The 12,033-nt window shown below is 62.2% G+C and carries 11 protein-coding genes; 2 read left to right on the top strand and 9 right to left on the bottom strand.

Annotated features, from left to right (window positions below; all coding sequences use genetic code 11):
* Nucleotides 1-8 precede the first annotated feature (8 nt).
* From BFE01S_RS28525 to BFE01S_RS28485, 9 genes are all read right to left on the bottom strand, one after another.
* Nucleotides 9-857 (bottom strand): type II secretion system F family protein, encoded by an 849-nt coding sequence (locus BFE01S_RS28525; protein WP_028228435.1) that lies wholly within the window; start codon nucleotides 855-857, stop codon nucleotides 9-11.
* A gap of 13 nt (nucleotides 858-870) precedes the next feature.
* Complete coding sequence (locus tag BFE01S_RS28520; RefSeq protein WP_028228434.1) at nucleotides 871-2,826, bottom strand: ATPase, T2SS/T4P/T4SS family; 1,956 nt, start codon at nucleotides 2,824-2,826, stop codon at nucleotides 871-873.
* Nucleotides 2,827-2,855: 29 nt separating this feature from the next.
* Nucleotides 2,856-4,517 (bottom strand): type II and III secretion system protein family protein, encoded by a 1,662-nt coding sequence (locus BFE01S_RS40535; RefSeq protein ID WP_156967180.1) that lies wholly within the window; start codon nucleotides 4,515-4,517, stop codon nucleotides 2,856-2,858.
* Between the two features lie 135 nt (nucleotides 4,518-4,652).
* The gene (gene cpaB, locus BFE01S_RS40530; RefSeq protein ID WP_245621216.1) at nucleotides 4,653-5,678 is read right to left on the bottom strand and encodes a Flp pilus assembly protein CpaB; all 1,026 of its coding nucleotides are present in this window, start codon (nucleotides 5,676-5,678) and stop codon (nucleotides 4,653-4,655) included.
* Between the two features lie 21 nt (nucleotides 5,679-5,699).
* The gene (locus tag BFE01S_RS44645) at nucleotides 5,700-5,906 is read right to left on the bottom strand and encodes a hypothetical protein (protein WP_156967179.1); all 207 of its coding nucleotides are present in this window, start codon (nucleotides 5,904-5,906) and stop codon (nucleotides 5,700-5,702) included.
* Nucleotides 5,899-6,510: a hypothetical protein gene (locus BFE01S_RS28500; RefSeq protein WP_028228433.1), complete on the bottom strand. Its 612-nt coding sequence runs from the start codon at nucleotides 6,508-6,510 to the stop codon at nucleotides 5,899-5,901. Before BFE01S_RS28500 ends, BFE01S_RS44645 begins: the two co-directional genes overlap by 8 nt.
* A gap of 155 nt (nucleotides 6,511-6,665) precedes the next feature.
* Entirely contained in the window at nucleotides 6,666-7,484 is an 819-nt protein-coding gene (locus tag BFE01S_RS40525) for a hypothetical protein (RefSeq protein ID WP_156967178.1), read from the bottom strand.
* A complete protein-coding gene (locus tag BFE01S_RS28490) occupies nucleotides 7,481-8,977 on the bottom strand; it encodes a pilus assembly protein TadG-related protein (RefSeq protein WP_028228432.1) in 1,497 nt (498 codons plus the stop codon). The genes BFE01S_RS40525 and BFE01S_RS28490 overlap by 4 nt, the downstream gene beginning before the upstream one ends.
* Nucleotides 8,978-8,994: 17 nt before the next feature.
* Nucleotides 8,995-9,222, bottom strand: coding sequence for a Flp family type IVb pilin (locus BFE01S_RS28485; protein ID WP_181565636.1), 228 nt, complete (start codon nucleotides 9,220-9,222; stop codon nucleotides 8,995-8,997).
* Between the two features lie 520 nt (nucleotides 9,223-9,742).
* On the opposite strand from BFE01S_RS28485, the gene BFE01S_RS28480 reads away from it, so the two are divergent.
* Together BFE01S_RS28480 and BFE01S_RS28475 are read left to right on the top strand one after the other, a co-directional pair.
* A complete protein-coding gene (locus BFE01S_RS28480; protein ID WP_028228430.1) occupies nucleotides 9,743-10,699 on the top strand; it encodes a LysR family transcriptional regulator in 957 nt (318 codons plus the stop codon).
* Between the two features lie 757 nt (nucleotides 10,700-11,456).
* Nucleotides 11,457-12,008: a ferritin-like domain-containing protein gene (locus BFE01S_RS28475; protein WP_028228429.1), complete on the top strand. Its 552-nt coding sequence runs from the start codon at nucleotides 11,457-11,459 to the stop codon at nucleotides 12,006-12,008.
* The last annotated feature ends 25 nt before the right edge of the window (nucleotides 12,009-12,033 follow it).

Below are 12,033 nucleotides of genomic sequence, written 5' to 3'. Positions count from 1 at the left end.
CATAGTGATCACACGTCGATGTTCGTGATCTTGTTGATCGCCTTGTAGCCAAGGAACTCCATCACCGCGATCACCGCGAGCGTGGCCCAGCCTATGGGCTTGTTGAAAAGCGGTGCCATCGCAGTGGGCTCCATGTGCGAGAGCACTACCATCAGGAAGACCGGCAGAAGCGTCATCACCCATCCCTGCGCCTTGCCCTGGGCCGTGAGCGAGCGAATCTTCCCTTCCATCTGCTGCTTGTCGCGCAGCGTCCGCGCCACCGTTTCAAGCGTTTCCGCAAGATTGCCGCCGACTTCCCGCGAGATCGAAATCGCCGCCGTCGCCATCAGGAAATCCTGCATCGGAATCCGCTTCTCCATGTGCGTGAGCGCGTCGCCCATATCCACGCCAAGACGAATCTCGCGAATCAGCAGCGCCAGTTCCTGGGAAATGGGCGGCCGCGACTCCTGCGCCGCGCTTTCGAGCGCGACCGGAAAGCTCGCGCCGGCCCGCAGCGCGCTCGAGACCATCAGCAGCGCATCGGGCAACTGCTTCTCGATCTGATGCAGCCGGCGGCTCTGGATACGGCGCACGATAACGCGCGGCGCAACGAGGCTCGCCGGAATCGCAATGGCCGTGAGCACCACGTTCTCTGTTACCACGTACACGGCAACCGGAAGCGCGAGCACGGCGAGTGCGCTCAGCGCCGCCACCTGCTGCGTGCTGATGAAGATAAACAGGTCGGCGAGATTCGAGCCCACCTCGTCGCCCACCCGCACCGTGCGGCGCAGGAACCACGTCTTGCCCTGCGAGACGACGCCCCACAGCACCACCGTCAGCAGCACGAATATCGTGCCCAGCATCAACGCCGTATTCATCGGGACACTCCGCTCACTCCTGGAAGATGGACGTGTCCACCGCAATGCCGCGGCGGATCAGGTCCTGATAGAAGTCGGGGATGTAGCCGGTGGAATGGAACGTACCCTGCACCTTGCCTTCGCCGTTATAGCCGATTTGCCGGAACACGAACACGTCCTGCATCTGCACGGTGCCGGATTCGATGCCGCTCACCTCGGTAACGTGCGTGACTCGCCGCGTGCCGCATGAAAAACGCGTCTGCTGCACGATCAGATCGACTGCGGAGACCACTTGTTCGCGAATCGCCTGGACCGGCAGATCGAGGCCGGCCATCAGCGTCATCACTTCGAGACGGGACAGGCAATCGCGCGGTGAGTTGGCGTGGGCCGTGGTAAGCGACCCATCGTGGCCGGTGTTCATGGCCTGCAGCATGTCGAGCGCTTCGCCGCCCCGGCACTCGCCGACGACGATACGATCCGGCCGCATCCGCAGCGTGTTCTTCACCAGGTCGCGGATCGGCACGGCGCCCTTGCCTTCCATGTTGGCCGGCCGCGCCTCCAGCGAAACGAGATTGCTTTGCGAAAGCTGCAGTTCCGCCGCATCCTCCACGGTCACAATTCGTTCGTTATCCGGAATGAAGTTCGAGAGTACGTTGAGCAACGTCGTCTTGCCCGAGCCGGTGCCGCCCGAAATCACGATGTTGGCGCGCCGCTCGACAGCCACGCGCAGGAATTCCAGCATGGGGTGGGACAGCGAGCCGAAGCGCACGAGGTCCTCGCCCTGCAGCTTGCGTCTGGAGAACTTCCGGATCGTGATGTTGGGTCCTTTGAGCGCGAGCGGCGGAATCACGGCGTTCACGCGCGATCCGTCTTTCAGGCGCGCGTCGACCATGGGCGAGCTTTCGTCGATGCGCCGGCCCAACGGCGCGACAATGCGCTCGATAGCGCCAAGCACGGCCTGATCGTCCGTGAAGATCGTGGACGATTTCGTCAACTGGCCGCCCCGCTCGATAAAAATCTCGTTGTAGCGGTTCACCATGATTTCCGTGATCGTCTCGTCGGCGAGCAGCGATTCGAGTGGCCCCAGACCGATCACTTCGTCGAAGATGCTCTTGAAGAGCGCCTCGGTGGGAATGCCCGGGCGCTCGAAAAGCAGATCCGATGAAAGTACCGTGCGCAACAACCCGCCTACCGTGGTGGACAGTTCTTCCTCGCTCATGCGGGCCACGTTCAGGCGGCGCAGGTCGATCGCCGCAATCAGGCGCGCGTGCCCGGTCTTGCGCAGGTCGATGCCTTCGGGCGTATTGAGCCACTGCAGTTCGTCAGGCTCGGTCCTGGGGCTGGACAGGGCATCGCTCGCAGAAACCGGGGCGACGGGCGCAGCAGGCTGCGCTCGCGTAACAGGCGCCGCAGCAGGACGATCGAGCGGCACGGCCACGATGCTGTCCGGCAGCGCGCCCGCCATGGCGAGTCCATCGGTTCCCGTACGCAAGAGCCGGGCCGCTTCCATCCGGGATGCTTCGTCCTGCCTGGCAAACTGTGTATCGATGGATTCCCGGCCGGCGGCCAGCAGCGGCTCCGGACGCATCACGACAGTCTCCGCGCGCGCAGCGACAACCGCGTCCTCCACCTTGCGCTCGTGCCCGGAGCCGGACTCCACCAGATGCAGTGGTTGAGCCGCCGCACGTCCCGCCTGCGCCACGACGATCCGGAACGACCCGATCTCGATCTCGTCCGTGTCCGTCAACGGGCCATAGGAGGTAATCGGCTGACCGTTCACGAGCGTAGAGGCAATACCGCCCTTGTCCTCGATGTACCAATGTCCGTTGCGCGGCTCGATCACCGCCTGTATCTTGCCGATCAAGAGGCCCTTGAGCACGATCTCGCACCCCGGGTCCTTGCCGAGCGTCGCGCTCGCCTTCAACGTGCGGGTCTGGGCCTTCCCGTCACGTCCCGTGACAGAAACCTGCAATTGCTGGATGTCTTCCATCGCACACCCTCCCTCGTTCATCGACAGCCTCAGTGCCCGTACGTCGCACGGCCGGATTCGTCGGACGGCTGCGAGAGCGCATTGCGACGGGCCTGTTTCTCGTCTTCTTCGCGCAGCGCATCGGTACGTCGCTGGTTGGCTTCGGGCAGCGGATTCGGGTCGCCGTACTCGCTGCGATAGTCCGCCTGGATATCGGAGCCGCTCGTCGTCATCTGGGTAATCTTGTCGCTCTCGGCATCGACAATGTAAGGCGTGACCAGCACGACGAGATCGCTCTTGTTGTTACGGAAATCGCTGGACTTGAACAGATGCCCGAGCACCGGCAGGTCGCCCAGCAGCGGCATCTTGTCGATCGCCGTCGAGGCGTCGGCATTGATCAGCCCCGCAAGCGCGAGGGTTTCGCCCGGGCGGATCGAAAGCTGCGAGGTGGTGCGCCGGGTGATGAAGGCGGGATAGCCTTGCACCTGCACGGTGGGGTCGATCTGGCTGATTTCCGTGAGCAGATCGGTGGAAATGACGTCGTGCGCGTCCACCGTGGGTGCGATCTCGAGGCGAATGCCGTACTCCTTGTAGATCACGTCCTGCGCGCCGAAACCGGCGGACACCGGAATGGGCACTTCGCCGCCGGAGAGGAACGTAGCCTTGCCGCCGCTACGCGAGTTGAGTTCCGGCGATGCGAGGATATAGGCGTCGCCATCGTTCACCAGCAGATTGATCCTCGAGAAGATCGACGTCGCGATACCGAGAAATGCGCCGCTCGCCGCACCGCCTGCCGAGCCAGGCGCATTGTCGAACGAAGCCGTGCCCGTATCCGGGAACGGCTTGTAGCGGCCCGTGCGCACCGCATTTCCCGCGAACGACGCTTGCGGACCGTTGATCTGCTGGTCCCATGCGATACCGAGATTGCGTTCGGCAGTCTTCGAGATTTCGAGGATGTCCATCTTGAAGTGGACGGTCTTCTTGAGCGAAGCGCCGTCGTCGGGCTCGATCAGGTTGACGACATCGGGCATGTTGCCGAGCGCGGCCTTCACGAGATCCTGCTGCTCGGGATGGACCTTCCCGCGCACCACGAAGCGGTTGCCGTCGGCATCGATGTGCAGGTCCTCGACGAAGCCCAGCGAATGCTGAAGCCGCGAAAGCGTGGTCGCGCGATCCTGCTCCGAGACAGAAATCTTGGTACGCAATACGATGCCCGACTCGTTCCAGACGACGAGCGACGTGTCGCCCGATTGCTGCGCCAGCAGCAGGAGTTGGTGATCGACCACGGATGCATTGATCACGTCGCCGTTGCCCACCGCCACGCGCTTGACCTTGCCCGGCACCGGAATGACCTTGACCTCGCCCTTGTAGAGATAGAGTGTGGAAGGCACACCCTGCGCATATTCGACAACCGGGTCGCCGTCGTCGGCGTTATCGGCTGCGGCACGATACTTCACACGACGCATCGCCGCCGGAGGAACCGCGGCTGCTCTGGTTGCCTGCACGGCCGACGCCGGCTGCACGCCTTGCGCCGGAATCGGCGGGGTGCCTTCGGCCGGCGCAGCGGGAATCGCGGCCGGCGCCGAGCCCGTGCCCGCGGCGACCGTCGAGGCGGTTGCGGCGCTCGGCGCGGGCTGCGCTGCCGGCGCGGACGCCACCACGGTTCCGCTCGCCACAGCTTCCGATTCGGCGTGCCCGTGAATGGACGGCACAACGAGGCTCATTGCGCAAAACAGGTGCACTCCCCGAACGATGTGCCTCGTTCTGCGTTGTCGGTTGATCGTCATGGTTGAATAGCTTTTGATTGGAATTGAAGATTCCTGCACCGGACTGGACCGGCGCGGCGATCACTTTGCGCTTGCGGACCCGTTGATGGCGCTCTGAATCTGCTGCATGGCGCGCTGCTGCGCATCGCTCAACGCCGCCATGCGCTGCTCGACGTCGGTGACATTGCGTGCATGCGCACTGGCCGGCGCGCCAGGCCGTTCCTTCCCGTCGAGCGGCGGCCGCGTCGAGACACTGCTTTCGCCCTTTCCGCCCACGATGTACTGGATGCCCCCGCTGCTGTCGTCGCCAAAGAGCGCGGCTTGCTGCACCGAAACGGGTGGCGTCGCCGCCTTGTCTGCACGGTTGCGCAAAACCGCGCGCAGCGTGCCCACTTTCTGCGCGAGCGCGATCTTCGCCGCCTGTTCCGGATTCACCTGCAGGGTCACGCTGTCATAGCCCGTGCGCTGCTGTGCCTCGTCCTGCCGCGAGATCTCCTCGCCGTAGTCGCGCGGACGCGTGTCCCGGCCGGTTGCGATCACAACGAGATCCGATAGCAGAAGATTCGCCGATTGCCCCGGATCGCCCGAGCCTTTGTCGCCGCTCGACGGCGCTATCAGGAAGAGGTCGATGCGATTGCCCGGCTGCAGCATGTTGTCCGCCGAATTGGTGGCGTCGATGTCGATCGTGAGCGCGCGCATGCCGGGCTTGAGCATGTCGCTAAAGTCGCGAACGTTATAGGCGGAAACGTCGGCGCGGCGTACCGGCGTACCGTGCTTCACGGGACGTACGAGAGTGAGGCCGTTCATCGAACCGAAGTCCTTCGCCAGCACCGTGTCGTCGTAGACGAAATCGGCGGGAACATCGCGTGCAGCGAAGTTTTCCGAGTTCAGCGGCGTGCCCGGCTTGAGGTCGGCGACCGGAACGACCACCGAAACCTGATTCTGCGTCTGCATGGATTCCATCAGCGATTCGCGCATTGCGGCTTCGCGTCCGGACATGTAGCGGAACATCCACCAGGTGAGCAGCGCCGCGGCAATAACGGCAACGCCGAGCAGGACCCAGGGGTTATTGATGAGCGTGTGCGTTTTAATTCTTTTCAACATCATGATGAGCCACGTTTGACTGGTTCAGGGCATGGACAGCGCGTACGAGTACGCGGAATAAAAAGACTTGAAAGCGGCCAGCAGTTGCGCCATGACCGAGTGGTCACCGCCAATCAGCGCAACGACGATGAGCAGCACGATCAATACGTATTCAACGTAGGCCTGTCCGGCAGTACGCGCACGCGGCGGCCGGCGCACGCGCCTGTGGCGTGCCCTCGCCGCGTTATTCATAGGAGACATTGATCACCACCGAAGTCGAGCCTCGTGCCTGCGTGAACGCGGCATCGAGGCGGTAGGCGTCTTTCTGCACGGCAATCGCGTAGCCGAACGGCGCCCTATTGGAGCGGCCGATCGCCGGACCACCGGCAATCGTGCGCCATCCGTCTCGCTTCAACTGCTCCGCATAGGCAGCGCTCGCCTCCTGCGAAGAGGCTTGGGGCAACGACATCTGCACGGTACGTGCCACCGTTGCGCCATCGTTGCTCGTCATGTCCAGCAAAATCTTTCCCAGCGGCAACGGATAGTTCGCAGACCGCAACATACGCGGCAGCGCCTTCGCCTCGCCAAGACGCATGGCGCTATAGAGGCCACGCACCGGCGCGGACTGCCCAGGCGGCAACTGCAACGTATAGCTGCATTGCGAGGAAATGCCACTGATCATCAAGGTCGACTTGTCCTGCATCCTGTGTGCGGCCACACCGTGCTGCGTCCAATACTGGATGAACGCATCGGCGACCTGGCTCGACGAGAGATTGAACGTAATCAGCGCCGCCTGCGTAGGCGTTCCGTTGATCACCATGTCCTGTCCGATCCAGGCCACCTTCTCGCCGGCCACCGGAATATCGCCGCAAGTCTCATCGCCTAGGGCGTGTGCAGCAGCGGAAGCGAGTACACACACAACGGCCGCACAACGCACCACGCGCGCCGGCAATACTGTTGCGGATGGCCCGCTGCGAGCGGTCCGTGCGGCGAAAACCCGCAACGTGCCCATCATCGGCTCCCCAGGCGGTCTTGCGGCACCACGTCAGGCTCGATGCGGCCGAGATCCAGATGCGTGATATCGATGCCGAATGTCCCCAGCGCGTCGAGTCCATACTCGATCACCGAACCCTTGGCCGTCGGCACGGCGTCGGCAATCATCGCCTTCGCCTTGTCGCTGCCGTCCGGTGTCCACGTGTTGGTCAGCAGCGCGTTGTGGTCAGCAAAAGTCACGCCTTGCCAGGAAGGCCACAGTTGCGTGAGCGTCGGATTGTCATAGCCCATGTGCAGCGAAACGCTGGCTGTCTGCTGGTTATTCACCGGCAGATCGAAACCGAGGCCAATTCCGCTGACCGAGCCGAGCATGCCGAGCACCTTGTCGGCGATCGTGCCGGTCCCGCCGCTCGACGAACTGACCTGAAGATCGTTGTACTGCTGCAGCATGTCCTTGCCCGCCACATCGCGCCATTCCGGTTCGGGTGTCGCGGCGAGCGCGCTGGCCGATCCATCGTTCGCGGTGAGCTTCGTGTCATGGCCCAGCACGCGCTGCGCAACCTCGCTGCGGATCTGGGCATCGCTCTTGGTGATCGCGTTGCCATACTTGGGCGACCAGTTGGTGTCGTCGAAATACACGGTCCGCTCCCATGCCGCGTAGCGCGAAGCCGAAAGCGTGCGGTCGCGCGCGTCGCTCAGATGGCCGATCATGTTCAGCGCGAGAAACGCGAAGATGAGCGCGCTGCCGGCGACCACCAGCGCCTCCACGAGCGCCTGTCCGCGTTGCGCGCGATACGGGCGCGATCGCCGAATCGACGTCCTGCGTTGCCGGCTCATGGCGCCCCCGCCGATTGAGCGAGATCTGCCGCCTCGACTGCCGCCAGATTGGTGTCCACCAGTGAGGACTGCCAATAGGGATTGAAGAGGCTCGGGTACTCCCACTTGTTGTCGCTGCGCCGCCAGTTGGCGAGATTGATCAGTCCTCCGGCTGCTCCCGACGACGAGTCGGCAGGACGGATGAAGTACGCGCTTGCACTCGAAACCGCACGCAACTGGTTGTTCGCCGTGCCGTCCGTTACCTGCAGCTGCCCGCTCGCGATCTTGATCTGATCCGTAGTCGATACCGAGGACGAGAGGCGCTGCACTTCCACCGTGATCGCTGGCGCACGATTGAAGTTCGCGCCGTTGGCGGGCGTCGTGAGCGTCGCGAGTTCGAGATACGGCTGCAGCCCGGCGTTGTCCGACGAGAGCGAGCTTCCCGGTCCCTGGTAATACTGTTCGCGCGCGGCGATCCGCGTCAGCATGCTCGTGAGAGACCCGCCGAAATTGTTGAAGCCGCCATACCCGTTCGCACCGGAATAAGATCCTCCCGGGCCGTCCGCCGCCCCACCCGAGCCGGCCGCATCGATGATCGGGCCGCCTACCGCCCCTACCTCGAAGTAGCAAATCCAGCCGCCGTTCACATCGGTCGCGTCGATGCCCTCCCAGCCGCGCTTGTCCTGACGAAGCTGGGTGCCGCCGAGGTGATTGTTGTCCGCGCCAATGAAGCTGGCACCCGGGCACCATTCGATGATGCTGGCCACGAACGGGTCCCGGATGTTCGCGCCACGCTGCTGCACAAACTGGTCGAGTGTCGTTTTATCCGTTACGACATCGGCGAATCGGTCTTCACCCGTCGTTCCGGCCGGCTTGTTGCGTTTCACGAAGTTGAACGTCGAATTCAATGCAAGTGCCCCACGCGTGGCGAAGTAGGTCTTGGTGACATGCGAATCCGGTTCGTTTGCCTGCGCAACCTCTTCCGCCACAATGGGAATCTGCAAGACGATCGAGTCGTGGAAGGCCGCCTGCTCGCTGCTCAGGACGCTATCGAACCCATCAAGGGCGACCGTAACGAGGCGCGTGGCGATATCGAGCGCACTCTTCGCCGCATTGAGCACGGCTCCGCCGCTTTCTTTCGGCATGACCCAGGGCTCGGAAATCGCCGCCGACGATTCAATGAATTCGTCGAACCAGTGCGTGTTCGCATAAGTGCCGGCCAGCTCGTCCACGTACGACTTGATGCTGACCATTTGCGCCACGGCGACCTGGTTGGCGATCATCGCGCGGTTGGTATAGGCGGCGAAATTCAGATCGCGGGCCTGCAGCACGCCTACGCTGTACGCGGCGGAGTCGGCCGTGTCCTGTGCCTTGGTCTTGGCATGAGCGAGCTGAGCCGCGTTGAATGCCAGATACAGGGCGGCCGCGCCGATCACGAGAAAGACCAGGGCGAACGGCAACGCCTGACCACGCTGCCTGCCGCGGCCGCGAAGCCGTTCGGGATGGACTTTCATCGCAAGACTGCACCGGGTTAGTGGTTGCCGTTGTTGTACGTGCTCAAGGTCTTGTTCTGATTGGCCTTCGAGCTCGCATTGCCGGCCGACGTGTCCGCATTCTTGATGGCGTTTGCCGAGTTCGAATCGCCGGCCATTTCCAGTGCGAGACCGGCCGTCTGGTTGCGGATGGTCTGGCCAAACGCGGCATACACGCCGATCGCGGCAACTGCGATGAGCGCGACGATGATGATGTATTCGGTCATGCCTTGACCAAGCTGGCGACGGCGGCGGGAAATAGATTTAACCGCGGATCTGGGTTTAAACATAATAGGCTCCTGTGAATTGTTAAAAACCGGTAAATAATGACACCGCCGTGAAAGTGGTATGCGGACGCAAACCACCCGATCTCCGCCAGGCAACGAATTAAAAGCAAAAGAGCAAAAGAATCCCGCACCTGGATGTACAAGGTGAAATGGGAACTGGATTTTCAATGGAGCTGCAAAGCAGCCACCAATAACGCCTACGGCCGGTTCAGCTATTTACTCACTGAACTTCGGCACGAAAAAATTACCTCGCCCGCTATTTTTCTCCGGTTGCACGCAGTTTTTACTTATCCTCTGTACAAAACGTGTAACACGGCGTAAGAATATCTTCGAGATCATTGAGCAGTCAACGGAGTAATTTGTAACAGAGATTAAGGTCGTCAGAACTATCGCCTCATCCGGTTGATAATTACGGGTACACCGACCCATCCGATAATCAAACTATCGAATCAAGGATTAAATGGACCGGCTAACCAGTATTAGTATATTTATCGCAGCCGTGGACGAAGGCAGCTTCGCCGCGGCTGCGCGGCGTTTTGGCCTGTCCGCGGCGATGGCCGGTAAATACGTGAGCGCGATCGAAGCCGAACTGAACACGAGACTGCTTCAGCGCACCACCCGGCGCCTTACCCTCACCGATATTGGCTCGACCTATTACGAGCGGTGCAAACGGATTCTCGAAGCCTATGACGAGGCCAATCGGGAGGCCACGGATGCCAACCGGACAGCACATGGCGTGTTGCGCATCGCGGCCCCTGTGACGTTCGGGTCGATGCATCTTGGCGGCATCATCGCGAAGTATCTCGAAGCGCATCCGCACGTGAACGTCGAAATGTCGCTGGGCGACCGCTACGTCGATCTGCTCGAAGCCGGTGTCGATCTGGCCGTGCGAATTGGGCGCCTGCCCGATTCCAGCCTGATTGCCCGACCGCTTGCGCCATGCCGGATGGTGATCTGCGCCTCGCCTGACTACCTGAAGCGCCACGGCACACCGCACACACCGGAGGATTTGCGCGCGGCACCACGACTCACGTTCAGCGAAGCTGTTTCTGGGGAAGACTGGACGCTCGTCGATGCGGAGAATCGCGAGTACGTGATCGATGGCCCGTGCCGCATGGCCGCGAACAATACCCAGATGCTGCTGGCAGCGGCACTCGCCGGAACTGGCGTCGCCTATGGACCGACTTTCGTCTTTGGAGAGCATATCGCTTCAGGAAAGCTGGTCGAATTGCTGCCGGAATACCATGCTTCGGAACTCGCGATCCAGGCCGTATATCCCAGCACCCGGCACCAGCCGCTCAAGGTGCGCCGCTTCCTGGACTATCTGGTGACCGAGTTCGGCGATGAACCGCCGTGGGACAGGCCGCCGTCTGAACGCAAGGCAATTTCTGGCCGAGCCGTCGGCGAGATGAGTTGATCGAATCCATAGTCGAGTGTTGATTCGCATTCCTTTCTTTATTCTCATGTCAGGCTGGCATGGCCGCGACATCTGTCACGCCTGCCCCAAACCTGCTCGGCAGAAAGCTGCACGCAAATGACATCCGGTTGGACAGGCGGACTTCGGCTGGAAAGAACCTCATCATCGATAAGATAGGTATCCAAATCAATGTTCCAGAATTTCTAATGGGGCTTCCTGCAACCGAATGGTCTTCGGGCGGAGTAATGGCGCCGTTTTAGGGAAAGAGGCGCAGGTCGAGCTTGAATGGCTTCTTGCGGATCACGCGCACTCTGGTTATCCCAGGACGCAATGGGTTACGCAGCACGCCGAAATCCGCATGGCCCACGACGGACGGCATGCGCATCGCGAGAAGGTCGCCAGGCTCTCAAGCCACTGCTGGCCGCGCCCCTCGTGCAAGCATCTTGGCGAGGTCCTCGAGCAGGGAGCACGCGATTGCCCGGACCGTTCGGCGTGAACGAGCTTGCTTGACCGTTAGTTGCCTTTCTACCGATCCTTTCGCTCCGCCACCACTCGTCAGGCGCGCCCCATTTCCGCGGGCATGCCCGATGCGCGCCACCAGGCGTGTGCAAAGCCCGTGTGCAAAGCGTGCAAAAGCATCCCGGCCTAACGGACGGTTATCCGCTGCGCAGCGCCCCAGGTACAGGCAATGCGCAACCGCATTCACCTGCACACCCACTCTGCACAACCGACATCAACCTGACCGAGGGAGGAACCCATGTCCGCAAAACCATCCATGACCGACGTCGCGACCATCCGCAAGCGCGCCCGCGAACACGTTACCGAAGGGGCCGTCACCGCGGGATATCACGCCGATCGCGAGACCGTTCTGAAGCTGCTCAACGATGCACTCGCGACCGAGCTGGTCTGCGTGCTGCGCTATCGCCGTCACCATTTCATGGCGCGCGGCATCCCGTCAAAGAGCATTGCCGACGAGTTCCTGCAGCACTCGAACGAGGAGCAGCAGCACGCGGACCAGCTTGCCGAGCGCATCGTGCAACTGGGCGGTGCGCCCAACTTCGCGCCGGATAGCCTGAGCCAGCGCGCCCACGCCGAATACGTGGAAGCCGACTCGCTGGTGGGCATGATCCGCGAGGACCTGATTGCGGAACGCATTGCCATCGACAGCTACCGCGAGATCATCCAGTACCTGGGCGACAAGGACCCCACGTCGCGCCGCGTGGTGGAAAGCATCCTGGCGGTGGAGGAAGAGCACGCCGATGAATTGTCGGACCTGCTCGCGGGCCTCCCGGGCGACAAGGATCACTGAGAGTGATGCCTGCAATCCCCAACCT

The organism is Paraburkholderia ferrariae NBRC 106233 (assembly GCF_000685035.1).
GTDB classification, from domain to species: Bacteria; Pseudomonadota; Gammaproteobacteria; order Burkholderiales; family Burkholderiaceae; genus Paraburkholderia; species Paraburkholderia ferrariae.
Note: the sequence above shows the minus strand (reverse complement) of the source record. Positions and strands in the feature narration are given on the sequence as shown.

Excerpts from the sequence above, each read along its gene's own strand:
- BFE01S_RS28525 (WP_028228435.1), bottom strand. The coding sequence starts at position 857 with ATGAATACGGCGTTGATGCTGGGCACGATATTCGTGCTGCTGACGGTG.
- BFE01S_RS28520 (WP_028228434.1), bottom strand. The coding sequence starts at position 2,826 with ATGGAAGACATCCAGCAATTGCAGGTTTCTGTCACGGGACGTGACGGG.
- cpaB (WP_245621216.1), bottom strand. The coding sequence starts at position 5,678 with ATGATGTTGAAAAGAATTAAAACGCACACGCTCATCAATAACCCCTGG.
- BFE01S_RS44645 (WP_156967179.1), bottom strand. The coding sequence starts at position 5,906 with ATGAATAACGCGGCGAGGGCACGCCACAGGCGCGTGCGCCGGCCGCCG.
- BFE01S_RS40525 (WP_156967178.1), bottom strand. The coding sequence starts at position 7,484 with ATGAGCCGGCAACGCAGGACGTCGATTCGGCGATCGCGCCCGTATCGC.
- BFE01S_RS28490 (WP_028228432.1), bottom strand. The coding sequence starts at position 8,977 with ATGAAAGTCCATCCCGAACGGCTTCGCGGCCGCGGCAGGCAGCGTGGT.
- BFE01S_RS28485 (WP_181565636.1), bottom strand. The coding sequence starts at position 9,222 with ATGACCGAATACATCATCATCGTCGCGCTCATCGCAGTTGCCGCGATC.
- BFE01S_RS28480 (WP_028228430.1), top strand. The coding sequence starts at position 9,743 with ATGGACCGGCTAACCAGTATTAGTATATTTATCGCAGCCGTGGACGAA.
- BFE01S_RS28475 (WP_028228429.1), top strand. The coding sequence starts at position 11,457 with ATGTCCGCAAAACCATCCATGACCGACGTCGCGACCATCCGCAAGCGC.